We start from the raw sequence: 24,178 nt of genomic DNA, 5'->3' as shown, positions 1-24,178 counted from the left end.
CGCTGACCCGACTCCACGACGGAATGGCCGCTGTCAGGCGTCTTTCCACCCCGGACAGCCCTCAGGCGCCCTCCATGAGGAGCGCCGGGGCGTCGTGGGCGGCTTATGGCGGGCCCCGGACGGTCGTCGGACGCATGGCGACGGGCATGCCGGGACCGTGGGCGGCCTATGTCCGGCCCAGGACGGGCTGGAGACGCTGAGAGGTGAGGAGCGCGTAGCGATCGGACGCGCTTCCCCCGACCCGGGCCCTGGTCTGGATGGGCCCCGTCTCGGGGGCGTGCCTTCCCCCGACCGGGCAGGGCTTCTCCGGCCGCCCCGCTCCTGTCTCTTGTCCCCCGGCCCGTTCCTTTGGGGGTTTCCCGGCAGTCTTCGTATGTCCGGGGCGGGTCGGTCGGTCAAGGGTGGCCGAAGGCCATCGCGTAGCGACGCGACGACGAAGGAGGAGCGCCCTTGAGGGGCCGGCCCGACACGGAGAGACGATGGGACTGACGGGAAACCCCCATACACGTCTCCGGCCACCGCCCAGCCGGGATCCCGCCGCCCGAAGCCGCCGTCCTGCGGCCTGGTCCCGGGCGCGGTGGGTTCGTACGTCCTACGCCGCTGCCCGCACCGTGAGGGTGATCGAGCCGTCCGCGGTGGTCGTGACGTGGAGGGCCGTCAGGTCCGGGACGTGGGCCGTCGGGGCGTGGGTGGCTGCGCGGGGGCCCACGCCGATCACGCGCATGCCCGCCGCCCGGCCCGCGGTGATGCCCGCCGCCGAGTCCTCGAAGACGATGCAGTCGGCCGGGTCCACGCCCAGTGCTGCGGCGCCCATGAGGAAGCCCTCGGGATCGGGCTTGCTGGCCTGTACGGACTCGGCGGTGATCCGTATCGCGGGCATCGGCAGGGCGGCGGCGGTCATCCGGGCCGTGGCCAGGGCGGCGTCGGCGGAGGTGACCAGGGCGTGCGGCAGCCCGTCGATCGAGGCCATGAACTCGGGGGCGCCCGCGACCGGGATCACGCCGTCGGTGTCGGCCGTCTCGCGGGCCAGCATCACCGCGTTCTCGGCGTGGTTGATCTCCATGGGACGGTCCGGCAGGAGTACGGCCATGGTGGCGTAGCCCTGGCGCCCGTGGACCACCTTCATGGCTTCCTGTGGGTCCAGCCCGTGGGACACCGCCCAGTCGCGCCAGCAGCGCTCGACCACCGCGTCGGAGTTGACGATCGTGCCGTCCATGTCCAGGAGCAGGGCCTTGGCGGTGAGGACGACAGGTGCGGTGGTGGTGCTGGCCGGCATCGGCGGGGCTCCAGACGGGGCGGGAAAGAGAACAAGTGGTTCCGTCCACCGGTCAGGGAATGAGGACGGAACCACTTTGTTCCCTCACGATACAAAATAAAGGGCGGTCTGCGCCACCGGCGGGCATGTGACCCTCATCCCTCCAGAGCCTTGCGGGTGATCGGGCCGTAGAAGCCCCACTCCTGATGGTCGATGCCCATGTCGTACTGGAACTCCGACAGGGCGTCCTCCACCCGCCAGTCGAACCGGCCGTTGATCTTGCCCCGGTACAGACCCTGCGCCGACAGCAGCCGCTGGAGCTTCTCCACCTCCGGACCCGTGTCCCCGTACCGCAGGGTCGGGGCGTGGGTGGGCGGCGGGCTGGAGGCGCGGCTCGCGCTCGGAGTCGGGCTGGGCGACGCCGGCGCCGTCGTACGGGACGCGCTGGGCGACGGGGACGCCGACTTCGAGGCGCTCGGCGACGGGGAGGCCGAGGCGGACGGGCCGGTCCTCCGCGGGGACGGGCTCGCGGAGGGCGCGGCAGGGGCGGCGCTCGACACGGGCGCCGGCGGCTTCGCCTCGACCAGCGCCGCATCGCTCCCACTGGAACTGGGGAGCGCCCACACCGCCACGGCCGTCCCGCTGAGGGCGACCGCCGCCGCGGCGCCGAGCAGCAGCGCCAAGGGCTTCCGGGAGGTGGGGCCGGTTCGCCTCTCCGGGCCGCCCCCTCCCCCTCCCCATCCGCCGCCGGGTGTGTGGTCCGCTGCCGGGATCGTGCGGAGCTGGACCGTCTCGGCCGGATGCGGCGCGTGCTGCGGCCCGGCCGGCCACGGCACGTCGAGTGGTGGCACGGGTATCCCGTACGCCGGGGTGTCGTCCTGCCCGGACACCGGCACCGGAGCCGGTGCCTGATGCGGGTTCGGCGCGACCGCGCCGGACACCGGCTGCGGGGACACCTGCGTGTCCGGCTCGCCGGGGTCGGGCAACGTCACGTACGGGCGGATGCGCAAGGGGTTGAAACCGACCCCCGGCACACACCCGCAGCCCGCGCCGGCGGCGCCGCATTCTGGACAGTGCTGACGGCTCACTGGACTCCCCTCCTGGCTATTGCCTGCGATTATGCAGACCCGCAGGGGCCCTCCCAACCGCCCGAGAGGCCATAACCGGACACACCGCTCAGGATGGAGATGTTGATCCGGCCTGAGGAGGTATCGATGGCTCAGGATGTGACCGCGGAAGCGATGGACCCTGTTCCCGACCCGGCGAAGACCGGCCCCGGCGCCGAGCACACCTCCCGCGAGGTACTCGTTTCCATCGGAGCCCTGCTGCTGGGCCTGCTGATCGCCGCACTCGACCAGACCATCGTCTCCACCGCCCTGCCGACCATCGTCAGTGACCTCGGTGGCATGGCGCACCTGTCCTGGGTCGTCACCGCCTACATGCTCGCCTCCACCGCCGCCACCCCCTTGTGGGGCAAGCTCGGCGACCAGTACGGACGCAAGAGGCTCTTCCAGTACGCCATCGTCCTCTTCCTCATCGGGTCGGCACTGTGCGGGCTCGCCCAGGACATGCCCCAGCTCATCGGCTTCCGCGCCCTGCAGGGCCTCGGCGGCGGCGGACTGATCGTGCTGTCGATGGCGATCGTCGGCGACATCGTCCCGCCGCGTGAACGCGGCAAGTACCAGGGCCTCTTCGGCGGTGTCTTCGGTGCGACCAGCGTGCTGGGCCCGCTGCTGGGCGGCTTGTTCGTGGACAACCTGTCCTGGCGCTGGGTCTTCTACATCAACCTCCCCATCGGTCTCGTCGCGCTCGTCGTCATCGCCGCCGTCCTGCACATCCCGGCACGCTCCTCGAAGCACCGCATCGACTACCTCGGCACCTTCCTCATCGCCTGTGTCGCCACCTGCCTCGTGCTCGTCGCCTCCCTCGGCGGCACCTGGGGCTGGGGCTCGGCCCGGATCATCGGCGTCGCCGTCCTCGGTGTCGTACTGCTCGCCGGCTTCCTCCTCGTCGAGCGCAAGGCCGCCGAGCCCGTCCTGCCGCTGGGCCTGTTCCGGATCCGCACCTTCACCCTCTGCTCGGTGATCAGCTTCGTCGTCGGCTTCGCGATGTTCGGCGCGATGGTCTACCTGCCGACCTTCCTCCAGATCGTCCAGGGCGTCTCACCGACCATGTCCGGCGTCCACATGCTGCCGATGGTGATCGGCATGCTGATCACCTCCACCGTCTCCGGTCAGATCGTCAGCCGTACCGGGCGCTGGAAGGTCTTCCCGATCACCGGCACGGCGGTGACCGCGCTCGGCCTGCTCCTCCTCCACCAGTTGCACCGCACCAGCTCCACCCTGGAGATGAGCGTCTACTTCTTCGTCTTCGGCGCCGGGCTCGGCCTGGTCATGCAGGTACTCGTCCTGGTGGTGCAGAACGCGGTCAGTTACGCCGATCTCGGGGTCGCCACCTCCGGTGCCACCTTCTTCCGCTCCATCGGAGCCTCCTTCGGCGTCGCGATCTTCGGCACGGTCTTCACCAACCAGCTCGACGACAAGCTGTCCGCCTCCCTCGCCGGTGTCACGCTGCCGGCCGGTGCGAGCGTCGCGCAGCTGGAGGCCGACCCACGGGCCATCGGCGCACTTCCCGCCGACCTCCAGCCGCGGGTGCTCGACGCCTACGCCACCGCCATCACCGACGTGTTCCTGTACGCCGTGCCGATCGTTCTGATCGCCTTCGTGATCGCCTGGTTCCTGAAGGAGGACAAGCTCCGCGGCTCGGTCACCGCCCCCGATGTGACGGAGACCCTGGCCTCCAACCCCGTCCACCGCTCCTCCCACGACGAGGTCGCCCGCGCGCTGTCGGTCCTCGGCACCCGTGAGGGCCGCCGCCACGTCTACGAGAAGATCACCGAGAAGGCAGGCTACGACCTGCTGCCCGCGGCCAGCTGGCTGCTGCTGCGGATCAAGAAGTACGGCTCCGCGGAGCCCTCGCTGCTCGCCGACCGCACCAATGTGCCACTGAAGATCATCACGGATGCCGCCCGTCAGATCGAGGGGCGCGGGCTCGCCGTCCGGGACGGGCTGCCGCTGGTCCTGACCGACGAGGGGCGGATCTGCGCCGCGAAGCTCGCCGACGCCCGGCAGGAGTCCCTCGCCGAGCTGCTCGGCGACTGGTGGGGCCCGGACCGTCCGACCGACCTGGTGAAACTGGTGGAGCAGCTCAATACGGAGCTGTGCGGTTCCGATGCCGAGGAGCCCTACGATTCCGAGCCGCGCCGGGACCACGCCGCCCACTAGGCCGTAGCTGCTGCCCTGCTGCCCTGCTGCCCCGCCGCCCCGACGGTGGTCGCCGGCCAGTGGCTACGGCGCCGTGAGGATCTTTTCGAACCAGTGGCCGGCGTAGGGGCTCGCGTTGTAGGCCGGTATTTCCGCATACCCGTGCCGCGCGTAGAGCGTCCGGGCCTCCACGAGATCCGACCGGGTGTCCAGCCGGACCCGCCCGGCGCCCAGTGCGCGGGCCTCCGCCTCCAGGGCCTCGAGCAGGGCCGCCCCGCCGCCCGTGCCGCGGGCGCGCCGGTCGACGTACACCCGGGTGAGCTCGGCGGTGACCGGGTCGAGCAGCCGGACCCCGCCGCACGCCAGGGGCTCGCCGTCCAGCCTGCCCACGACGAACCGCCCGGTCGGCGGGACCAGCTCGTCGTCCGGGAAGTCCAGCAGCCCCTGGTCGATCTCGGCTTCGGTGACCTGCCGTTCCCAGTACCGGCCGGCGACCTCGGCGTAGTACGCGCGGCGCAGGGCGGTGGCGTCCCGGGTGGTGAAGGGCTCGGGGGTCACGGTCCACGACCGGGCCGAAGCGGACGGGGTGGCAGACGGGGTGGCGGATGAGGTGGCTGTGCGGTGTTCGCTGTGAGTGGTCATGGCGTCATTGTGGAGTTCGCGGAGGATCTCCCGCGTGGAATATCCACAGGGCCGGGCCGATGATAGGAAAAAGGACATTCCTCGCGTACCCGGAGGGTGGGAAACGCCATGTCAGAGCATCCCGACTGTGCCCTGGTCCGCCGCGGCTACGAAGCCTTCGGCAAGGGCGACATGGAGATGATGGGCACGTTGCTGACGGCCGACGCCATCCACCACGTGCCCGGCAGCAACCCCCTGTCCGGGCATCACAAGGGGCGGGAGAACGTCCTCGACCTCTACCGCCGCCTCGGCGAGGAGACCAGCGGCACCTTCCAGGTGCACCTGGAATCGGTGCTGGCGGACGGGCGCGGCCACGTGATGAGCTTCCACACGGCGCGCGGTGACCGCGGAGACCGCGGCATCGAGATCCGCCAGGGACTCTTCTTCACGATCATCGGCAACAAGATCACCGACATTGACGCGTGCACCGCGGACATCGACGAGGAAGACGCCTTCTGGGCCTGACCACGGCGCTTTGCGGGCCTGACCGTTGCCCGGCCCGTAGAACCCGCGGTATCCGCGACGCTTGCGACACGCACCACCACGGGCCCCGGCCCGGAAGAGGGCCGGGCCCCGCACCGCGTCAGGCCTGCTTCGGCGCCGCCTGCTGCACGACCTCGAAGGACCACACCGTCGAGGCGGAGGCCGCGGGCTTCGGCCGCTCGCCACCACCCTCACCGCCGGCCGCCGCGCCGCCCGCCGCGCCGCCCCCGCCCTGGTGAGCGGCCTTCATCGGCCCCTCCATCCACGCCTGGAAGTCCTGCTCCGAACGCCACCGCGTGTAGACCAAGTACTGGTCCGTACCCTCCACGGGACGCAGCAGCTCGAACCATTCGAACCCGTCCGAGCTCTCCACCGTCCCGGCCCGCGAGGCGAAACGCTGCTCCAGAACTTCCCGCTGCTCGGCGGGAACCGTCAGTGCGTTGATCTTCACGATGCTCATGAGGGCCATCCTAGGTATCCCGCGGGAGATATCGTCGTGCGGGTAATGGAGCGCGGCAGCCGGGCGAAGTCAGGGTTGCGGTCAAAACGGCGGGAGGCCGGCGAGGCGTGGCTAACGCGGCAGAGCACAGCGGTGCGAACGGACATGCCGGAGTCATAGGCGATGAGAGCAGGCTCGGGGCAGCACGCCTCCTCCTGTGGGCGCTGGCGGGCGCCCTCGCCGTCAGACAGGCCGCCGCAGTGCTGCGGGTGCCACCCGGCGAGTGGCTGAACGGCTTCCACCTCCCCGGGAGCCTGCCCGGGTCGATCTACGAAACCGGCCAGTTCTCCGGCACCCCCTTCGCCGGGCTGGTCCTCAAGCCACTGGCCGGCCTCGCCGCCCCGTCGCTGGAGGTCGCCTGGACCTGCCTGACGCTGCTGTGCGTCGCCGCCATCGGGCTCGTCGCCGCGCGCGGCCTTCCCGACCCGGTGCCGCGGCGCACCGCGCTGCTCGCCGCGCCCGTGCTCACGGCCCTGATGATGGTCTCGCTCCCCGTCCGCGAGGCCGCCTCACCCGGCCAGACCGCTCTCCTGCCCGTCCTGCTGGTGCTGCTGGCCGTCTTCCGGGTGCCGGGCGACCGGCCCGCGGGCCTCCTCGTCGGCCTCGCCGCCGCGCTCCAGCCGGCCCTCCTGCTCTTCGCCCCGCTGCTGTGGCTGACCGGACGCCGCCCCGCCGCACGCACCGCCGCCGTGACCTTCGCAGCGGCCACCGCGCTGTCCTGGGCGGCCATGCCGCGCGACTCGTGGACGTACTGGATCGAGCACCTGGCCGGCACCGGCCTGGGCGGCGCCCCCGACGGCCTCTCCAACCAGTCCGTGCACGGCGCGCTGCTGCGCCTCGGCCTGACCGGCCCGCTCGAGATCCTGCTCTACGCGGCCCTCGCGGGCGCCATCGTCTGGTTCGGCCTGCGCCGCGCCGTCCGCTACGCCCGCGACGGCCAGCTGCTGCTCGCCGTCGCAGTCACCGGCTGCGTGGCCGTCGCCGTGTCCCCGGCCGGCTGGCGCCACCAGCTGCTGTGGGTGCTGCTCGCCGTCGCCGGCAAGGTGGGCAAGCGCGCCGCCGACCGGCCCGTGTGGCCGGTGGCCGTGGTCCTCGCCATGACCCTGCCGAGCGCGGTGCTGCTGCCGAACCTGGCCGCACTGGCCCCCGTACGCGACAACGTGCTGTTGCTCACCGCGGTGGCGGCGGCCTGCGCGGTGCCGTTCCTGCCGCGCTCCTCGCCGTACTGGCGCGAGCCAGTACCGACCGACTACGGGCGCCCGGCGGCGGCCCGCTGGTCGCGGGTGCCGCTGCTGCCGTTCTGGCGGCGCGTGCTGTCCCGCCCGAACCTGCTGCTGGAACTCCTGCTGATACGGGTCGGCTACTCGCTCTACTCCCACATCCGGGCAGCGGCCCCCACCAGCCGTTCCCTCGCCGAGGGCAACGGCAACCAGATCCTCGGGATCGAGCGGGCGCTGGGCCTCGACATCGAGCACGCCGTGAACCACGCCGTGGTGAGTACGCCCTGGCTGGAGGCGTTCTTCAACTTCTACTACACCTCCTTCCACTTCGTCGTCCCGCTGACGATCCTGGCGGTTCTGTACTGGCGGCGCCCCGGCGACTACCGCTGGGCACGGGCCTCCCTGGGCCTGGCCACCGTCCTCGCCCTCGTCGGTTTCTGGCTCTACCCGCTGGCGCCGCCGCGCCTGATGCCGGGTCTCGGCTTCATCGACACCGTGCACGGGCCGCAGGACCTGGCCAACCCCTCGTACGGGGCCATGACCGCGATCTCCAACCAGTACGCGGCGATGCCGTCGCTGCACTTCGGCTGGTCGCTGTGGTGCGGGATCGTGATCGTGGTGCTGGCGCCGAAGGGCTGGCAGAAGCTGCTCGGGGCGCTGCACCCGCTGATCACGGTGTGCGCGATCGTCGCCACCGCCAACCACTGGGTGCTGGACGCGGTGGGCGGGGCGGTCGTCGTGGGCGCCGGATTCGGGCTCGTGTACGCGCTCTCCGGGCCGCGGGGGCTGCAGCTGAGCCTGCCGGGGCAGCGTACGGGTGCGCCGGCGCCGGGCGAGCGGTCGGGCGAGGCGCCGGGCGAAGGGTCGAGCGAAGGGTCGAGCGACACGGAGCGGGAGCTGCGGGACGCGGCGCGGAGCTCGTAGCCGGCGCCGGCGCGACGTCCGCTCCCGCCGGGCGGCGGGTCCGCCGCGGTGCCAGCATCGGGTCATGAGCGCAAAGCCGACAGGGGTCGCCCCGGCCGGGCGGGCGGCCTGACCGTGGGCGACTGGTACCAGCGCCAGATCGTCGAGCCCGGCAAGCAGCCGCTGCTGTGCCTGCTGCTGGGCTTCCTCGGCGCGTTCCTCTTCATCCGGATCAGCGTCCGGCTGATCCGGGCGCAGGTCTCCTGGTGGCCGAAGAACGTCACGCCGGGCGGGCTGCACATCCACCACGTGGTGTTCGGCGTGGTGCTGATGATCGTCGGCGGGCTGGGGCTCGCCTCCCCGATCGGCAACAAGACTCCGTGGGCGGAGATCGATGCGGCGGTGTTCGGCATCGGGACGGCGCTGGTGCTCGACGAGTTCGCGCTGATCCTGCACCTGAAGGACGTCTACTGGTCCGAGGAGGGCCGGCTCTCGGTGGACGCGGTGGTGGTCGGCGCGGCGGCGTGCGGGCTGTTGCTGCTGGGGGCGTCGCCCTTCGGCGTCGACGACGCCGAGGTCTCGGAGGGCGGTACGAGGGTCTCCGACTGGTCGTACGTGGTGGTGGTCGCGCTGAACGCGGCGTTCGCGCTGGTGACGCTGGCCAAGGGGAAGGTGTTCACCGGGCTGCTGGGGATCCTCGTACCGTTCTTCGCGCTGGTCGGGGCGGTACGGCTGGCCCGGCCGGGGTCGCCGTGGGCGCGGGCGCGGTATCCCGCCGGGGGGCGGAAGGAGCGGAGGGCGCGGGTGCGGGAGGAGAGGGAGGGGTGGCAGCGGCGGGTGCGGGTGCGGGTGTACGACGTGGTTGCGGGGCGGCCGTCGGAGCCGTAGCCCTGGCCGGGCCGTTGCGCTGCCGCCGGCTGGCCGCCGGCTGGCCGCCGCCTGGCCGCCGCCTGGCCAGGCTTGGCTCGGGAAGGCCGAAGGGGCGCCGGGGCATTCGCTGCCCCGGCGCCCCTTCGGCTGGATCGCCGCTGTTTGCCAGGATCGCCCTGATCGGGGTGGGGCGCCACTCGAACGGGTGCGGCGCCGTTGCCGGGGGCCCTGCCCCCGGACCCCCGCGCCTCAAGCGCCGGCGGGGCTGGGGGTGTGCCGGGCAGGGGGGCAGCGCACCGGTGGGGCTCGAAGTGCGTCCGTGGGGCTGGGCGTGGGTCGATGGGTCAGGGGTGGGTGACGCGGAGTTCCTTGATGCCGTTGAGCCAGGCCGCGCGGAGCCGGCGTGGGGGTTCGGAGGTCAGGTGGAGGTCCGGGAGCGCGTCGGCCAGGGCGTTGAAGATCAGGTCGATCTCCATCACGGCCAGGGACTTGCCGAGGCAGAAGTGCGGGCCGCCGCCGCCGAATCCCAGGTGGGGGTTGGGGTCGCGGGTGATGTCGAAGACGTCCGGGTCGGTGAAGACCTCGGGGTCGTGGTTGGCGGAGGAGTAGAACATCCCCACCCGGTCGCCCGCCTTGATCTTCTGGCCGCCCAACTCGGTGTCCTGGGTGGCGGTGCGCTGGAAGGACACCACCGGGGTGGCCCAGCGCACGATCTCCTCGGCGGCCGTCGACGGCCGCGTCGCCTTGTAGAGCTCCCACTGCTCGGGGTGGGTGAGGAAGGCGTGCATGCCGTGGCTGATGGCGTTGCGCGTGGTCTCGTTGCCCGCGACCGCCAGCAGCAGCACGAAGAAGCCGAACTCGTCGGAGCCCAGGTTGCCCTGGCCCTCGGCCGCCACCAGCTGGGTGACGATGTCCTTGGCCGGACACTCCTTGCGCTGGGCGGAGAGGTTCATCGCGTAACCGATGAGCTCCATCGCCGCGTTGGAGCCGACCTCCTCGGTGATCGCGTACTCCGGGTCGTCGTAGGCGATCATCTTGTTCGACCAGTCGAAGATCTTGGTTCGGTCCTTCTGTGGCACGCCGATCAGTTCGGCGATGGCCTGCAGCGGGAGTTCGCACGCCACCTGCGTCACGAAGTCGAAGCTGCCGTCGGCCGCCGAGGCCGAGGCCTCCTCGACGATCTTCCGGGCGCGGTCGCGCAGGGCCTCCTCCAGGCCGCGGATGGCCCGCGGGGTGAAGCCGCGCTGCACGATCTGGCGTACGCGCGTGTGTTCCGGCGGATCCATGTTCAGCATGATCAGACGCTGGGCATCTATCGCATCACGCTGGATGTGCTCGTTGAAGCGGATGATGGCGGTGTTGGTCGTCGAGGAGAACAGTTCCGGGTGCGTGGAGACGTACTTGACGTCCGCGTGCCGGGTCACGGCCCAGTAGCCCTCGTCGTCGAAGCCGGTGACGCCCCGCCGCTGCGGGCACCACCACACGGGTGCGGTCTGCCGCAGCTGCGCGAACTCCGGGAAGGGGACGCGGCTTTGGAGCAGGTCTGGGTCGGTGGCGTCGAAGCCTTCGGGCAGTGCGGGGCAGGACATCGGGCAACTCCAAAGTCTGACGGACCATCAGAAGTTGGCTTGAAGGTAGTAACGAGTTCTAGAAGTGACAAGGGTCGCGGCGCCAACTGTTGCGTGTGGAATCCGTGCAGGGCGCGTGCAAGACCCTTGCGTGCCGGGGCCTCAGGTCATAAGACTGCGGGGGAGAACTAGAACGCGTACTAGTTCGGGCGGGGCGCCGGGACGGCCCGCCGTGCTGACGCAGTGCAGGAGAGGACGAGCTCATGGCCGCGGAACCCGTCATTGTCGAAGCCGTACGCACCCCCATCGGTAAGCGCGGGGGCGCTCTCGCCAACCTCCATCCCGCCTACCTGCTCGGTGAGACCTACCGCGAACTGCTGGCCCGTACCGGAATCCAGCCCGACTGCGTGGAGCAGATCGTGGGCGGCACCGTGACGCACGCAGGCGAGCAGTCGATGAACCCCGCCCGCAACGCCTGGCTCGCCATGGGGCTCCCGTACGAGACCGCCGCGACGACGGTGGACTGTCAGTGCGGCAGCTCGCAGCAGGCCAACCACATGGTCGCCAACATGATCTCCGGCGGGGTCATGGACATCGGCATCGCCTGCGGCGTCGAGGCCATGAGCCGTGTGCCGCTCGGCTCCGGATCCAAGCACGGCCCGGGGAAGCCCTTCCCGGACGAGTGGAACGTCGACCTCCCCAACCAGTTCGAGGCCGCCGAGCGGATCGCGCGCCACCGGGGCCTGTCCCGCGAGGACGTGGACCGGCTGGGGCTGCTCTCCCAGGAGCGGGCCGCCGCCGCGTGGGCCGAGGAGCGGTTCAAGCGCGAGACCTTCGCCGTGCAGGTGCCGACGACCGAGGAGGAGCAGGCCGCCGGCCAGGGCATGTGGCGCCTGGTCGACCGGGACGAGGGCCTGCGCGACACCAGCATGGAGGCGCTGGCCCGGCTCAAGCCGGTCATGCCCACGGCCGTGCACACCGCCGGGAACTCCTCGCAGATATCCGACGGCGCCGCGGCCGTGATGTGGGCCTCGCGCAAGATGGCCCGCGCACTCAAGCTCAAGCCGCGCGCCCGGATCGTCGCCCAGACCCTCGTCGGCGCCGACCCCCACTACCACCTCGACGGGCCGATCGACGCGACCCGGGCCGTGCTCGGCAAGGCCGGGATGTCGCTGCGGGACATCGACCTCGTCGAGATCAACGAGGCCTTCGCCTCCGTGGTCCTGTCCTGGGCGCAGGTCTTCGACCAGGACCTGGAGAAGGTCAACGTCAACGGCGGGGGCATCGCGCTCGGCCACCCCGTCGGCGCCACCGGCGCCCGGCTGATCACCACGGCGCTGCACGAGCTGGAGCGCCGCGACAAGGAGTTCGCGCTGATCACCATGTGCGCGGGAGGCGCGCTGGCGACCGGCACGATCATCCAGCGCCTGTGAGGCGCCCCTGAGTCCCGTGGGATGGGATGCAGAAGGCCCCGGTGGCCGGACCTGGGGAGGCCGGCCACCGGGGCCCTCGTATGTCTGCTGTGCTGCTGCCCGCTGGTGGCTCAGTACCAGTGGTTGGCGGACCAGAAGTTCCAGGCGCCGACCGGGCTGCCGTAGCGGTCGTTCATGTAGTCCAGGCCCCACTTGATCTGGGTGGCGGGGTTGGTCTTCCAGTCCGCGCCGGCCGAGGCCATCTTCGAGGCCGGCAGGGCCTGGGCCAGGCCGTACGCGCCGGAGGAGGCGTTGGTCGCGGTGTGGTTCCAGCCGCTCTCGTGCGAGATGATCTTGTCGAAGGCGGCGAACTGGGCCGGGTCCTTGATCATCTGCTGCGCGATCGCCTTGGCACTCATCGGGGCCGCCTGGGCGGGAACCGTGGCAAGCATGGAACCGGCGACACCGAGGGCGACGACGGTGCCCGCGAGGGCCTTCTTGGAGGTGGCGATGCGGCGGATGATGGCGTTGGACACGGATGGACCTTCCGACGGGGACAAGGGCGGTCGCACGCATGCCGAAGACATGCGTGAGCCACTCACGCAAAGGAGAGGGGTTCGTCGGCGGCGGGTGAAGTACCTGAAGTACCCCTGCCGCCTTGCGACTCATCCAGTTCTACAGACGCCCCGACGGCCTGGCAAAGGTCGCTCCTACTAGCGCTCCTCGCAGCAAGGGGCCGGCCGTGCGCGCCGAACCCCCGCAGCGGAGCGGGCCGGGGGTCTACTAGCCGCCGTCGTATGTGACGTGGCTCCTATGGGGCGGGTCACCGGCGGAGGCCCCGAATGTCACCCTCCGTCGCCCTTCGTACCCCTCTCGAGGACGGGGGCGCTGCCGGTTCCGGTCCCCGGATCGAAGGCGACGGGCGCGTCGAAGGCGGCTTTGCGGGTCGCCCGGCGCAGGGCCTTCAGCAGGGTCGCCCCGAGCGTGAGGGTCAGTACGACCGTCAGCACGGCCCGGCCCAGGTCCCAGCCCACCGAGGTCGCCAGGCAGTACGCGAGGAACCGCACCAGGTTCGCGGCCACCGGCTCCCCCGCATGGAAGGAGACGCCCTGGTCCATCCCCTGCAGGATCACCCAGCCCTGCAGGTTCATGATCGTGCCGTACGCGAACGCGCCCGCGAAGCCGTACGCCGCCAGCATCAGCAGCTCCGCCCGGCCCCTGATCTTCCCCCAAGCTCTCGGCTTCGCTCGAGCAGGGGGGACCCCCATCGCGCCCGGCAGCAGCCCGGCCCCCAGCGCGAACCAGCCCATCGCCAGCATCTGGAACGGCATCCACGGCCCGACCCCGCCCGTCAGCAGGGCGGAGGCGAACATCGTCACCGAGCCCAGGACGAAGCCGAAGCCGGGGCCGAGCACGCGTGCGCTGAGCACCATCAGGAAGAACATCGGCTCCAGCCCGGCCGTGCCGGCGCCCAGCGGTCTCAGCGCCGCCCCGACGGCGGCGAGCACGCCGAGCATCGCCACCGCCTTGGCGTCCATGCCGTTGTCGGCGACGGTCGCGACGACCACCGCCACCAGGAGCGGAAGGAGCGCGGCGAAGAGCCAGGGGGCGTCCTGGGAGTGGGCGAGGCCCGACTGGCGGTCGGCGAGCAGCGGCCAGCCGAAGGCCGCGATGCCGATGAGGGTGACGAGGACCAGGGCCACGGCGGCGCGGGGGCCGATGCGGACGGGGCGGCTCATCGGGCCGCCTCCGCGGCGTCGAGCGCCTCCGCCGCGTCGAGCGCCTCGGCGACCTGGGCCACCGTGAGCCAGTGGCCCGGGGCCAGGACCTTCGCCACCTGCGGCGCGAAGGCGGGGGAGGAGACGACGACCTCGGCGGTCGGGCCGTCCGCGACGACCTCCCCGCCGGCCAGGATCACCACGCGGTGGGCCAGCTCGGCGGCGAGCTCCACGTCGTGGGTGGCCAGGACGATGGCGTGCCCGTCGGCGGCGAGGCCGCGAAGGATCTCGATCAGGCGGACCTTGGCGGCGTAGTCCAGGCCGCGGGTGGGCTCGTCGAGCAGCAGCAGGGCGGGGCGGCCCGTGAGGACCAGCGCGAGGGCGAGGGCCAGGCGCTGGCCCTCGGAGAGATCGCGCGGGTGGGTGTCGTCGGGGACGTCGGGGAGCAGCGCGGAGACGAGGTCGCGGCAGGTGCCGGGGGGCGCGGCGGCGTCGGAGTCGGCGGCGGCGCACTCGGCGGCGACCGTGTCGGCGTAGAGCAGGTCGCGGGGCTCCTGCGGGACGAGGCCGACGCGGCGCACCATCTCGGGCGGGGCCGTGCGGTGGGGGGCGCGGCCGCCGACGGTCACCTCGCCGGTGGTGGGCGGGACCGTACCGACGAGGGTCGAGAGGAGGGTGGACTTGCCGGCGCCGTTGCGGCCCATGAGGGCGACGGTCTCGCCGGGGGACACGGTGAGGGTGACGCCGTGCAGGGCCTGGACGCGGCCGCGGCGGACGGAGAGGTTGCGGACTCCGGCGGGGGCCGTGCCGGTGGCGGTGCCGTTGGCGTTGGCGGGGGCGGGGGTCGGCCTGCCGCGGCGGAGCAGGCGCGAGAGGAACCCGGGGGCTCCGGTGGCGGGGGCTCCGCCCCCGGACCCCCGCGCCTCAAACGCCGGCGGGGCTGAATCCGCCTCAAACGCCGGCGGGGCTGGATTCGCCTCGAGCGCCGGCGGGGCTGAATCCGCCTCGAGCGCGGGCGGGGCTGGATTCGGAACGGATGTCAGGCGGGAGCGGAGGGGAGCGGCCCGGCGGCGGGCGTCGCGGACCGAGAGGGGGAGGGGGGACCAGCCCGCGAGGCGGCCCAGGGAGACCACCGGCGGGTGGACCGGGGAGACGGCCATGACCTCCGCAGGGGTGCCGATCAGCGGAGCCGCGCCCGGGGCGGGCAGGAGCAGGACCTGGTCGGCGTACTGGACCACCCGCTCCAGCCGGTGCTCCGCCATCAGCACCGTGGTGCCCAGGTCGTGGACCAGGCGCTGGAGGACCGCGAGGACCTCCTCCGCCGCCGCCGGGTCCAGGGCGGAGGTCGGTTCGTCCAGCACCAGCACCTTCGGGTGAGGGGTGAGGACCGAGCCGATCGCGACCCGCTGCTGCTGGCCGCCGGACAGTGTCGCGATCGGCCGGTCGCGCAGCTCGTTCAGGCCCAGCAGGTCCAGGGTCTCCTCCACCCGGCGGCGCATCACCGCAGGTGGCAGGCCCAGGGACTCCATGCCGTAGGCGAGTTCGTCCTCGACCACGTCCGTCACGAAGTGCGCGAGCGGGTCCTGGCCGACCGTGCCGACCACGTCCGCGAGCTCGCGCGGCAGGTGGGTGCGCGTGTCCCGGCCGGCGACCGTGACCCGGCCCCGCAGGGTGCCGCCCGTGAAGTGCGGGACCAGCCCGGAGACCGTCCCCAGCAGGGTGGACTTTCCGACGCCCGACGGGCCGACCAGGAGCGTCAGCTCGCCCTCCGGGATCTCCAGGTCGACGCCCTGCAGGGAGGGGCCGGCCGCGTCCTCGTAGGTGACCGACACCTGCTCGAAGCGGATCACTGCGACGCCTCCTTGGGCGGTACGGGTGCCACGAAGGCGGGCAGCAGGCCGATCAGGATCGCGGCCGCCGGCCACAGCGGAAGTGTGGGGGCCGCCAGCGGGACCACGCCCGGGTGCAGGGCGGCGGGGTCGACGGTGCCGGCGTGGATCAGCAGGGCGGCGACGGCCGCGCCCGATCCGGCGACCAGCCAGGCGCGTACGCCCCAGCGGTCGGGCCGGTAGCGGGTGCGCACCGACCGGCGGCCGCCGAGGCGCAGCCCCGCGACGGCGAGGGCGGCGCCGATGCCGAGCACGGGGAGCCCGTACGCGGCGCCCTGCGCGGCGAGCAGGCCGTACGTGCCCGCGCACATGCCGAGCAGGCCGCCGAGGGTGAGGGCGTTGGTGGTGTGCCGGACGGCGGGCGGGACCCGGGCCGTGCGGCCGTAGCCGCGCGCGTCCATCGACGCGGCGAGGGCGACGGAGCGTTCCAGTGCGCCCTCCAGGACCGGCAGGCCGATCTGGAGGATGGCCTTCACGCCGCCGGTGGGGCGGCCGCGCAGCCGGCGGGCGGTCCGCAGGCGGACGACGTCGGCGACCATGTTCGGCGCGAAGGTCATGGCGACGACGACGGCGACGCCGGCCTCGTACAGGGCGGCCGGGAGGGACTTCAGGAGCCGCGCCGGATTGGCGAGGGCGTTCGCGGCGCCGACGCACACCAGGAGCGTGGCCAGTTTCAGGCCGTCGTAGAAGGCGAAGACGAGCTGCTCGGCGGTGACCCGGCCGCCGAAGCGGATGCCCTGGGCCCAGGCGGGGAGCGGGACCTCGGGGAGGGTGAAGAGGGTGTGCGAGCCGGGGATGGCGGAGCCGAGGAGCATGGAGAAGATGAGGCGCAGGCCGATGACGAAGAGCCCGAGCTTGAGGAACGCGCCGTAGGAACGGGCCCAGGGCGCGTCCGTGCGGCGGGACGCGACCACGTAACCGGCGACGCCGATGATCAGCCCGAGGAGCAGCGGGTTGGTGGTGCGGGAGGCTGCGGTGGCAAGGCCGAGGGCCCACAGCCACCAGGCCCCTGCGTGCAGGGCGGTGGCCCGGCCGGCCTGCGGGGGCCTCCAGCGTTCGTACGTCGACCGGTGCGGGCGTTCCGGCGCCGCGGCCTCGCTCCGGCGGGCCGGGGTCACGCCGCCGGGTGTCGCTCCGGTGGGTGTTGCTCCGGTGGGGGTGCGGTGGGCCTGAGGCCGGGCGCCGCGGGTGCCGGTACCGGTGCCGGTGCCGGTGCCGGTGGACGGTCCGGCGCTGTCGCCGGGGGGCACCGCGGCGGTGTGGCCGGTCATCGGCTGCGGCGGCGGGACTGCCAGACGCCGGCCGCGGCCAGGGCCGCCACCGCGGCGATGCCCGCGAGCAGGCCCGCGGACGGGCCCCCGCCCTCACCGTCGCCGGCTTCGGCCGGGGCGGCCGGGGAGGCCGACGGCGTCGGGCCGTCCGCGACCTGGTCGCCGCAGCCCTGCTTCGGGTAGCCGGAGATCGCGCACAGCAGTGCCGCGCTGTTGTAGCGCAGCGGCTTGGCGACCGAGGCCAGCGCCTCGGCCGCCGTGGCGTCCGGGGCCACCTGCGCGCAGGCGGTGCGCGGCGCGGCCCCGGGCGGGGTGTCGCCCGCCGGGGCGTCCTCGGGAACGCCGAAGTCGATGACGAGCGCCACCCGCTTCCTGCCCTCCGCCGGGGCGGTCGCCCCGCAGACGGCCTCGAAGTCGGCCGCGGCGCGCGGCTGGGCCGCCTGCGCCGCCGCGTCCTTGCTCACCGAGAAGCGGAAGCCCTGGACGGCGCCGTCCGCCGGGCGGGCCAGCGAGGGGCCCTGGGTGGCGTACACCCATGTGCCGCCCGCCGCGCCGTCCCAGAACGACCAGTAGCGGTAGCCGGCCGCCAGCGCCGGAGTGGCGGCCAGCAGGGCCAGTGCGATCCCGAGGGCGAGGGCCACGGCGGGCAGGCGGCGGCGCATCAGGACTGGTTCTTCTTCCGGCGGCCGCTCAGCAGGATGCCGATGCCGATACCGGCCGCGGCACCCGCACCGACGATCCACCAGACGTTCTGGCCGCTGGAGGGCTTGTCCTTCTCACCGTTCACCTTGGTCGCTTCGGTGTCGGCGCCCTGCGGGGCCGGGCCGGTCGCGTTCAGTGCGGCGACGAGGTCGGTGCCGCCGAAGGACTTCGGGTCGGTGCCGGTCGCGTGCGCGGCGAGCACGAGCGTGCCCAGGGCCGCCGGGCTGCCCTTCGCCCACTCGGCGGAGTTGGCCTTCAGCCACTCCAGCGCGCCCGCCGCCGACTCCTTGTGCCCGGCGGCGGCCAGGGCGATCACCGCGTCGGCGGTGTTGCCGGTGTCCGGGGTGGGCTGGTCCGCGCCCGGGGTGACGGCCACGAGGTGGCCGTCCTTCTTGAGGGCCTCGGCCAGGTAGCCGGCCGCGCCCTGGGCGGCGGCCGCCGGGTCGGCGGCGTTCGCCGCCGGGCAGACCAGCGGGGCCGCGGGGGTGTTCTCGGCCGACGGTACGACGGCCGCGCCCTTGCCGAGGCCGGCCAGGGCCGCGGCGGCCGTGGCATCGGCGTTGGCGAGGAGCTTGCCGTCGGCCGGCTGGTACGCGAAGGAGCCGCGGTCGGCGGCCGGCTCGGCGGTGCAGCCCAGCTGGAAGGAGAGCAGGCCCTCATAGGCCGACTTGCCCGCCTTCGACTTGACCTCGGCCGGCTTCTGGCCCGCCGCGGACAGCGCGCTGATGACCACGGCGGTGGAGTTGGCGTCGCTGGGGGAGCCGGGCACGTAGCTCCAGCCGCCGTCCTCGTTCTGGACGGACTTCAGCCAGTCCACGCTGCTCTTCACCGAGGCGTCCTGGCCGCCGAGGGCCTTCATCGCCTGCACGGCCGCGGCGGTGGCGTTCGTGTCGTACATCGTGTTCGCGTCGCACGCCATGGCGGCGTTCGGGCGGAACGAGGCGAATCCGCCGTTGTCGCACTGCTGGCCGGCCAGCCAGACCTGGGCCTCCCGGGAGGGCTTCAGCCCGACGGTGTGCTGGGCGAGCAGCGCGAAGGACTGCCGCCACACACCGTCGTAGGTGGGGTCGCTCTTGCCGAAGAGACCGGAGGGGATCACCGGGGGCGCGGAGGGCGAGGCGGGCGGCGCGGTGTCGGCGAGGGCTGCGGGGGCGACGCCCACGCAGAGCACGGCGGAGGCTGCGAGCGCGGCTGCGCTGCGACGGACGTTCATGGGGGGCGAGTGCCTCTCGTACGGGGGAACCGGCAGCAGGCACGCACAGGCACCGGGCTCCGGCTCCGCTTACCTCGACGGTGCCGGCCGCCGGGGGTTCCCGGCGACACGAGCCGCGCACCTCCGGTACGGGGCATTCCGGCTCCCCGCCCGGGCGCGGAGCGGTGCCGGGTGTGGGTCACGGTTGCGGGTCAGCGCCGGAATCGCACCGGCTTCCCCCCGTACAGAGGTGTGGACGACAGGTTCACTCTACCGGCCCGTAACCGGCGGGCTCCGGGGTGCAGGGACCGGGTGCCCCTTACACGGCCCGGTAGGTGACCGGGTCCGTGCCCGGCACCGCCTCCGCGCGGCCCTGCTTGACCAGCCGTCGCAGATGGGCCTCCGCCTCCGAGACGGCGATGTTGCGGGAGCCGTACGGGATCTGCTCCCAGGGCCTGTTCCACTCCATCCGCTCGGCCAGCCCCCACGGGGTCAGCGGTTCGGCCAGCAGCTCCCGGAGGCCGGTGAGCCGTTGCTCGTGGTGGTCCAGGAGCTCCCGTACGCGGGCGGGAGCGTCGGTGAAGGCGTGCTGGTGGGCCGGGAGCACCTCGGCGGGGCCCAGGCGGCCGATGCGTTCGAGGGAGTCGAGGTAGTCGCCGAGCGGGTCGGTGACGCGGGTGTCCTCCGGGGCCTCGTACAGGCCGATGTGCGGGGAGATCCCGGGCAGCAGGTGGTCCCCGGAGAAGAGGCGGCCGTTGCCGGGGAGGTTCGCCGGGTGCTGTTCCTCCAGGTGCAGGCAGACGTGGCCGGGGGTGTGGCCCGGGGTCCAGATCGCGCGCAGCCGGCGCCCGGCCAGGGGCAGCAGCTCGGCGGGGACGATCTCCCGGTCGGGGACGGCGGCGCGCAGGCCGGGCAGGGTCCGCATGCGGCCGCTCGCGCGGGCGGCGCGCAGCGGGGCGATGTGCTCCTCGGGGGCTCCGGCGGCGGCGAGCTTGGCGCTCATGTAGTCGAACCAGACGCCGGGCTCGGAGGAGCGGGTCCGTACGACGACCTCGGTGTCGGCGGCGTGCATGGCGATCCATGCGCCGGAGGCCTCGCGGACCTGGCCGGAGAGGCCGTGGTGGTCGGGGTGGTGGTGGGTGATGACGACGCCGTGGACGTCGGCGACGGCGATGCCGAGGGCGCCGAGGCCGGCGACGAGGGTGTTCCAGGAGGCGGGGTCGTCCCAGCCGGTGTCGACGAGGACCGGGCCGCGGTCGGTGTCGAGGACGTGGACGAGGGTGTGTCCGAGGGGGTTGTCGGGGATGGGGACCTTGATGGCCCACACGCCTCCGCCGTGGTCGGTGACGTGTGGTGCGTCCTGCGGGGCCGGCGTGGCTGCCGGGACCGGCGCTGCCTGTGGGGCCTGCGGGGCTGGCACGTCCTGCGGGGCCCGTGGAGCCCGCCTGTCCTGCGTGTCCTGTGGTGCGTCCTGCGCGGCCTGTGACGTGCCGTCCTCCGTCATGCGCCCTCGCCCTCCCCTGTTGCCGCCCTCGGATGAGAACGTGTTTCAGTAGTAGCCCAAGTCGACCACTTTCCCGGCTCTCTGACTAGTCGTTCGATCTTCTCCGCAGCGGCGCCGGTGGTTCGGTCCTGGCCGTGGACTCCTCTAACTAGAACTGGTATCAGTTCTGGAACGCCAAGCCGCAGGAGGCCTCAGCCATGACCGAGCTCGTGGAACACGGACAACTGTTCATCGGCGGGGAGTGGACGGATCCGCTGGGCACCGACACGATCCGGATCGTCTCCCCCCACACCGAGCAGGTCATCGGATCCGTCCCGCACGCCTCGAAGGCGGACGTGGACCGTGCCGTCGCGGTCGCGCGCAAGGCGTTCGACGAGGGCCCCTGGCCGCGGATGACCCTGGACGAGCGGATCGCCGTCGTCTCCCGGATCAAGGACGCCATCGCCGTCCGGCACGAGGAGATAGCCCGCTCCATCAGCTCCCAGAACGGGTCCCCGTACTCCTGGAGCGTCCTCGCCCAGGCCCTCGGCCCGATGATGGTCTACGACGCCGCGATCACGGTCGCCCGCGCCTACCCCTACGAGGAGCACCGCCAGGGCGTCCTCGGCCCGATCCTGGTGCGCCGGGAGCCGGTGGGCGTGGTCGCCGCCGTCATCCCGTGGAACGTCCCGCAGTTCGTGGCCGCGGCCAAACTCGCCCCGGCGCTCCTGACCGGGTCGACGGTGATCCTCAAGCCGTCGCCCGAGGCGCCGCTGGACTCCTACATCCTCGCCGACATCGTGCGGGAGGCCGGCCTCCCCGAGGGCGTGCTGTCGATCCTGCCCGCCGACCGCGAGGTCAGCGAGTACCTGGTCGGCCACCCCGGTATCGACAAGGTCGCCTTCACCGGCTCGGTCGCGGCCGGCAAGCGCGTGATGGAGGTCGCCGCGCGCAACCTCACCCGCGTCACCCTCGAACTCGGCGGGAAGTCCGCCGCAGTGATCCTCCCGGACGCCGACCTGGCGACCGCGGTCGCCGGGATCGTGCCCGCGGCCTGGATGAACAACGGCCAGGCGTGCGTGGCCCAGACCCGTATCCTCGCGCCCCGCAGCCGGTACGAGGAGGTGGCCGAGGCCCTCGCGGCCGCGGCCGGCGCGCTGGTCGTCGGCGACCCGCTCGACCCGGCGACACAGCTCGGCCCGCTCGTCGCGCAGCGCCAGCAGCAGCGCTCCCTGGACTACATCCGGATCGGCCAGGAGGAGGGCGCGAAGATCCTGGCGGGCGGCGGCCGCCCGGCGGGCCTGGAGCAGGGCTGGTACGTGGAGCCCACCCTCTTCGGAGACGTCGACAACTCCATGCGGATCGCGCGCGAGGAGATCTTCGGCCCGGTCGTCTGCCTGATCCCGTACGAGGACGAGGCCGAGGCGGTACGGGTGGCCGACGACTCGGACTTCGGCCTCAGCGGCAGCGTCTGGACCGCCGACGTCGAGCACGGCATCGACTTCGCCCGGAGGATCCGCACGGGCACCTTCAACGTGAACACCTTCAGCCTGGACATGCTGGGGCCGTTCGGCGGCTACAAGAACAGCGGCGTGGGACGGGAGTTCGGCCCGGAGGGCCTGAGCGAGTACCTGGAGCACAAGATGATCCACCTCCCGGCAGGCTACGAGGCGGGTGCCTGATGGGTGACCGCTGGCAGGTCGAGGTGGACAGAGGGGTCTGCATCGGCTCGGGCATGTGCGTGAACCACGCCCCGGACGGCTTCGTCCTGGACTCGGCGCGCCAGTCCCACCCGCGCGCACCCCAGTCGGACGCGAACGAACCGACCCTCACCGCGGCGGAGGGCTGTCCGGTGGAGGCCATCCTGATCACCCTGGCGGCGACGGGCGAACCGGTGTTCCCGCCGGAGGAGTAGAGAGGGGAGGGGCGGCTCCGGGGGCTGCTCGGTCGGGGCCACTCGGTCGGGGCGGTCGGGGCCCTCGGTCGAGGGCCCGGCCGCCCCTTGGAGGTTCCGCTGTCGGTGTTGCATACTCCGCTGCGCTCACGTCTCGAACGGATGGACGGACGAGCGGACGAGTCCAACGACAGGAACCCCAGTGGCCCTTCGCCCGCCGGACGTCACCCCAGTGGTCGATCCCTCCGTGTCCGTCCCGATCTTCCTCACTGTGGTGGCGGTCGTGGCGGTGTGCTTTCTCCTCACCACCCTGATGCCCCTGCGGCTCCTGAACGGACGTATGGCCGGCCCCGATCCCCAACTCCGGCGCACGCTCAAGGCCGTCCGCTCCGGAGCGTGGCAGCCCGCGGCCGAACTGCTCGCGGCGGCCGGTACGGACTGGGACCGCCGAACGCGCTGTGCGGGGAGCCTGGCCTACTCGGCCGTCCACGACGGTGATGCCTGGCTGAAGGCGTGGCAGGCGGCCGACCCGGACCATCCCGATGCGGTCATGGTCGCCGCGTGTGCGCGCGTCAAGCAGGCCTGGAAGCTGCGCGGAGCGCAGCGGGCGGTTGCGACGTCGCAGGGGCAGTTCGACGCCTTCCACCGCGAGCTCCACTCGGCGCGCGGGGCGCTGGCGCACGCGGCGAAGGTCTGTCCGGACGATCCGACGCCACTGGCCGATACCGTCTGGGTGGCCCTCGGGCTTGGCTATCCCAAGGACGCCATGGCCGATTTGTGGGCCGAGGTCCAGGCCAGGTCGCCGCACCACTTCGCCGCGCACCATGCCGCGGTGCAGTACTACTGCCGCAAGTGGCGCGGTTCACGGGCCGAGGCGGAGGAGTTCGCGGCACGGGCGGTTCAGCAGGCGCCGCGCGGGCACCTGATGACCCTGCTGCCCCTCCTCGTGTGGTTCGAGCACGAGGAGGAGGGCGACAGCGCGGGGCGTTACGGGATGCCGGACGCGATCGCGATGGTGGACGCGGCCCTGGAGGACGTCGCTGCTGCGGAGGGGCACGCGTACCTGCCCGAGGCGCGGCACCTGCTCGCCTATTTCCTCGTCAAGCAGGGCCGCCACCGTGCGGCCCTCGCACAGTTCCGCGAGGTCGACGGATACACGAACGCCATCCCGTGGAGGTACCGCCCGTGGGGGAAGCTCTCCTACCGCCTGCACCGTTCGCGGGCCGTATGGGGAGCCCTGCTCACGCGGCGGTGAGGGGGCGGTGGGCGGTGGCTTCGGGGGCGGGAGCCACGCGGGCGGTGGTCAGTGACGCGTATGGGGGTTTCCCGTCAGTCCCATCGTCCCTCCGGGGCGGGACGGTCCCTCAAGGGCGCTCCTCCTTCGTCGTCGCGTCGCTTCGCGATGGCCTGCGGCCACCCTTGACCGACCGTCCCGCCCCGGAGAAACGAAAGACTGCCGGGAAGCCCCCAAAAGAACGAGCCGGTCCGAGGTCCGAGGGACGGGGCGGTCGCAGATGCCCGGCCCGGTCGGGGTGGGGCACCTTCCCGAGGCGGGGCCCATCCGGACCAGGGCCCGGGTCGGGGGAAGCGCGTCCCATCGCTACGCGCTCCTCATCTCTCAGCGTCCGACGACCGTCTTGGGCCGGACATAGGCCGCCCACGGACCCGGTCCGTCTCGCGAGATGCGTCCGGCGACCGTCTGGAGCCGGTCATAAGCCGCGCAAGAGGCCCCAGTGCTCCTCATGGAGGGCGTCTGAGGGCTGTCCGGGGTGGAAAGACGGCCGACAGCGGCTATTCCGTCGTGGAGTCGGGTCAGCGAGAGCGGACCGCTCGGATCGCCGACCGTTTGCCCCAATTGCCCAGCTTTGAGGCTGG

The 24,178-nt window shown here is 72.7% G+C and carries 21 protein-coding genes and 1 riboswitch; of the genes, 9 read left to right on the top strand and 12 right to left on the bottom strand.

Annotated elements, in window-relative coordinates:
* Positions 1-592 precede the first annotated feature (592 nt).
* Together OG753_RS14990 and OG753_RS14985 are read right to left on the bottom strand one after the other, a co-directional pair.
* Positions 593-1,276: an HAD-IA family hydrolase gene (locus OG753_RS14990; RefSeq protein ID WP_405788746.1), complete on the bottom strand. Its 684-nt coding sequence runs from the start codon at positions 1,274-1,276 to the stop codon at positions 593-595.
* 134 nt (positions 1,277-1,410) lie between these two features.
* Positions 1,411-1,584, bottom strand: a complete 174-nt coding sequence (locus OG753_RS14985) for a peptidoglycan-binding domain-containing protein (RefSeq protein WP_327262299.1) — start codon at positions 1,582-1,584, stop codon at positions 1,411-1,413.
* A 10-nt stretch (positions 1,585-1,594) separates the two neighbouring features.
* On the opposite strand from OG753_RS14985, the gene OG753_RS14980 reads away from it, so the two are divergent.
* Together OG753_RS14980 and OG753_RS14975 are read left to right on the top strand one after the other, a co-directional pair.
* The gene (locus tag OG753_RS14980) at positions 1,595-2,167 is read left to right on the top strand and encodes a hypothetical protein (RefSeq protein WP_405788744.1); all 573 of its coding nucleotides are present in this window, start codon (positions 1,595-1,597) and stop codon (positions 2,165-2,167) included.
* 329 nt (positions 2,168-2,496) lie between these two features.
* Positions 2,497-4,539, top strand: a complete 2,043-nt coding sequence (locus tag OG753_RS14975; RefSeq protein WP_327266759.1) for an MFS transporter — start codon at positions 2,497-2,499, stop codon at positions 4,537-4,539.
* 63 nt (positions 4,540-4,602) lie between these two features.
* On the opposite strand, the gene OG753_RS14970 is transcribed toward OG753_RS14975, so the two are convergent.
* Complete coding sequence (locus OG753_RS14970) at positions 4,603-5,160, bottom strand: GNAT family N-acetyltransferase (protein WP_405788742.1); 558 nt, start codon at positions 5,158-5,160, stop codon at positions 4,603-4,605.
* 108 nt (positions 5,161-5,268) lie between these two features.
* Between OG753_RS14970 and OG753_RS14965 the strand changes: the two genes are divergently transcribed.
* A complete protein-coding gene (locus tag OG753_RS14965; protein ID WP_405788740.1) occupies positions 5,269-5,664 on the top strand; it encodes a nuclear transport factor 2 family protein in 396 nt (131 codons plus the stop codon).
* 118 nt (positions 5,665-5,782) lie between these two features.
* Here OG753_RS14965 and OG753_RS14960 read toward each other — a convergent pair whose 3' ends face one another.
* Positions 5,783-6,142 (bottom strand): antibiotic biosynthesis monooxygenase family protein, encoded by a 360-nt coding sequence (locus OG753_RS14960; RefSeq protein WP_405788739.1) that lies wholly within the window; start codon positions 6,140-6,142, stop codon positions 5,783-5,785.
* A gap of 107 nt (positions 6,143-6,249) precedes the next feature.
* Here OG753_RS14960 and OG753_RS14955 point away from each other — a divergent pair, with 107 nt between their 5' ends.
* On the top strand, positions 6,250-8,325 hold the full coding sequence (locus OG753_RS14955) for a bifunctional glycosyltransferase 87/phosphatase PAP2 family protein (RefSeq protein WP_405788737.1): 2,076 nt from the start codon (positions 6,250-6,252) through the stop codon (positions 8,323-8,325).
* A gap of 114 nt (positions 8,326-8,439) precedes the next feature.
* Positions 8,440-9,192, top strand: coding sequence for a hypothetical protein (locus tag OG753_RS14950; RefSeq protein ID WP_405788736.1), 753 nt, complete (start codon positions 8,440-8,442; stop codon positions 9,190-9,192).
* Between the two features lie 326 nt (positions 9,193-9,518).
* Here the strand turns inward: OG753_RS14950 and OG753_RS14945 are convergent, their stop codons facing one another.
* A complete protein-coding gene (locus OG753_RS14945; protein ID WP_327262292.1) occupies positions 9,519-10,763 on the bottom strand; it encodes a cytochrome P450 in 1,245 nt (414 codons plus the stop codon).
* Positions 10,764-11,005: 242 nt separating this feature from the next.
* On the opposite strand from OG753_RS14945, the gene OG753_RS14940 reads away from it, so the two are divergent.
* Positions 11,006-12,175: a steroid 3-ketoacyl-CoA thiolase gene (locus tag OG753_RS14940; protein WP_030390693.1), complete on the top strand. Its 1,170-nt coding sequence runs from the start codon at positions 11,006-11,008 to the stop codon at positions 12,173-12,175.
* Between the two features lie 110 nt (positions 12,176-12,285).
* Here OG753_RS14940 and OG753_RS14935 read toward each other — a convergent pair whose 3' ends face one another.
* The 7 genes from OG753_RS14935 to OG753_RS14905 all read right to left on the bottom strand — a co-directional run bounded on the left by OG753_RS14935 (position 12,286) and on the right by OG753_RS14905 (position 20,430).
* Positions 12,286-12,741 (bottom strand): transglycosylase SLT domain-containing protein, encoded by a 456-nt coding sequence (locus tag OG753_RS14935; RefSeq protein ID WP_327262291.1) that lies wholly within the window; start codon positions 12,739-12,741, stop codon positions 12,286-12,288.
* Positions 12,742-12,999: 258 nt separating this feature from the next.
* Positions 13,000-13,893 carry an ECF transporter S component gene (locus tag OG753_RS14930; RefSeq protein ID WP_405788734.1) on the bottom strand — a complete coding sequence of 298 codons (894 nt, stop codon included), beginning with the start codon at positions 13,891-13,893 and terminating at the stop codon, positions 13,000-13,002.
* Positions 13,890-15,722 carry an ABC transporter ATP-binding protein gene (locus OG753_RS14925; protein WP_405788733.1) on the bottom strand — a complete coding sequence of 611 codons (1,833 nt, stop codon included), beginning with the start codon at positions 15,720-15,722 and terminating at the stop codon, positions 13,890-13,892. Before OG753_RS14925 ends, OG753_RS14930 begins: the two co-directional genes overlap by 4 nt.
* A complete protein-coding gene (locus OG753_RS14920; protein ID WP_405788731.1) occupies positions 15,719-17,032 on the bottom strand; it encodes an energy-coupling factor transporter transmembrane component T in 1,314 nt (437 codons plus the stop codon). The genes OG753_RS14925 and OG753_RS14920 overlap by 4 nt, the downstream gene beginning before the upstream one ends.
* Entirely contained in the window at positions 17,029-17,694 is a 666-nt protein-coding gene (locus OG753_RS14915; protein WP_327262287.1) for an SCO2322 family protein, read from the bottom strand. The genes OG753_RS14920 and OG753_RS14915 overlap by 4 nt, the downstream gene beginning before the upstream one ends.
* Complete coding sequence (locus OG753_RS14910) at positions 17,694-18,947, bottom strand: prenyltransferase/squalene oxidase repeat-containing protein (protein WP_405788729.1); 1,254 nt, start codon at positions 18,945-18,947, stop codon at positions 17,694-17,696. The genes OG753_RS14915 and OG753_RS14910 overlap by 1 nt, the downstream gene beginning before the upstream one ends.
* A gap of 131 nt (positions 18,948-19,078) precedes the next feature.
* Positions 19,079-19,166: riboswitch (cobalamin riboswitch) on the bottom strand.
* Positions 19,167-19,245: 79 nt separating this feature from the next.
* Positions 19,246-20,430, bottom strand: a complete 1,185-nt coding sequence (locus OG753_RS14905; protein ID WP_405788728.1) for an MBL fold metallo-hydrolase — start codon at positions 20,428-20,430, stop codon at positions 19,246-19,248.
* A gap of 197 nt (positions 20,431-20,627) precedes the next feature.
* On the opposite strand from OG753_RS14905, the gene OG753_RS14900 reads away from it, so the two are divergent.
* The 3 genes from OG753_RS14900 (at position 20,628) to OG753_RS14890 (ending at position 23,558) form a co-directional block, all read left to right on the top strand.
* Positions 20,628-22,091, top strand: coding sequence for an aldehyde dehydrogenase (locus tag OG753_RS14900; RefSeq protein WP_405788726.1), 1,464 nt, complete (start codon positions 20,628-20,630; stop codon positions 22,089-22,091).
* Positions 22,091-22,324 carry a ferredoxin gene (locus OG753_RS14895; RefSeq protein WP_327262283.1) on the top strand — a complete coding sequence of 78 codons (234 nt, stop codon included), beginning with the start codon at positions 22,091-22,093 and terminating at the stop codon, positions 22,322-22,324. Before OG753_RS14900 ends, OG753_RS14895 begins: the two co-directional genes overlap by 1 nt.
* Before the next feature lie 226 nt (positions 22,325-22,550).
* Positions 22,551-23,558, top strand: coding sequence for a hypothetical protein (locus OG753_RS14890; RefSeq protein WP_327262282.1), 1,008 nt, complete (start codon positions 22,551-22,553; stop codon positions 23,556-23,558).
* Positions 23,559-24,178: the final 620 nt, after the last annotated feature.

It is taken from the genome of Streptomyces sp. NBC_00029, assembly GCF_045160505.1.
Taxonomy (GTDB): Bacteria; Actinomycetota; Actinomycetes; order Streptomycetales; family Streptomycetaceae; genus Streptomyces.
The sequence above is the reverse complement of the archived record's forward strand: the minus strand, read 5'-3'. Positions and strand labels throughout refer to the sequence as shown.

Excerpts from the sequence above, each read along its gene's own strand:
- OG753_RS14990 (WP_405788746.1), bottom strand. The coding sequence starts at position 1,276 with ATGCCGGCCAGCACCACCACCGCACCTGTCGTCCTCACCGCCAAGGCC.
- OG753_RS14975 (WP_327266759.1), top strand. The coding sequence starts at position 2,497 with ATGGACCCTGTTCCCGACCCGGCGAAGACCGGCCCCGGCGCCGAGCAC.
- OG753_RS14970 (WP_405788742.1), bottom strand. The coding sequence starts at position 5,160 with ATGACCACTCACAGCGAACACCGCACAGCCACCTCATCCGCCACCCCG.
- OG753_RS14965 (WP_405788740.1), top strand. The coding sequence starts at position 5,269 with ATGTCAGAGCATCCCGACTGTGCCCTGGTCCGCCGCGGCTACGAAGCC.
- OG753_RS14960 (WP_405788739.1), bottom strand. The coding sequence starts at position 6,142 with ATGAGCATCGTGAAGATCAACGCACTGACGGTTCCCGCCGAGCAGCGG.
- OG753_RS14945 (WP_327262292.1), bottom strand. The coding sequence starts at position 10,763 with ATGTCCTGCCCCGCACTGCCCGAAGGCTTCGACGCCACCGACCCAGAC.
- OG753_RS14940 (WP_030390693.1), top strand. The coding sequence starts at position 11,006 with ATGGCCGCGGAACCCGTCATTGTCGAAGCCGTACGCACCCCCATCGGT.
- OG753_RS14935 (WP_327262291.1), bottom strand. The coding sequence starts at position 12,741 with ATGTCTTCGGCATGCGTGCGACCGCCCTTGTCCCCGTCGGAAGGTCCA.
- OG753_RS14930 (WP_405788734.1), bottom strand. The coding sequence starts at position 13,893 with ATGAGCCGCCCCGTCCGCATCGGCCCCCGCGCCGCCGTGGCCCTGGTC.
- OG753_RS14920 (WP_405788731.1), bottom strand. The coding sequence starts at position 17,032 with ATGACCGGCCACACCGCCGCGGTGCCCCCCGGCGACAGCGCCGGACCG.
- OG753_RS14915 (WP_327262287.1), bottom strand. The coding sequence starts at position 17,694 with ATGCGCCGCCGCCTGCCCGCCGTGGCCCTCGCCCTCGGGATCGCACTG.
- OG753_RS14910 (WP_405788729.1), bottom strand. The coding sequence starts at position 18,947 with ATGAACGTCCGTCGCAGCGCAGCCGCGCTCGCAGCCTCCGCCGTGCTC.
- OG753_RS14905 (WP_405788728.1), bottom strand. The coding sequence starts at position 20,430 with ATGACGGAGGACGGCACGTCACAGGCCGCGCAGGACGCACCACAGGAC.
- OG753_RS14900 (WP_405788726.1), top strand. The coding sequence starts at position 20,628 with ATGACCGAGCTCGTGGAACACGGACAACTGTTCATCGGCGGGGAGTGG.
- OG753_RS14895 (WP_327262283.1), top strand. The coding sequence starts at position 22,091 with ATGGGTGACCGCTGGCAGGTCGAGGTGGACAGAGGGGTCTGCATCGGC.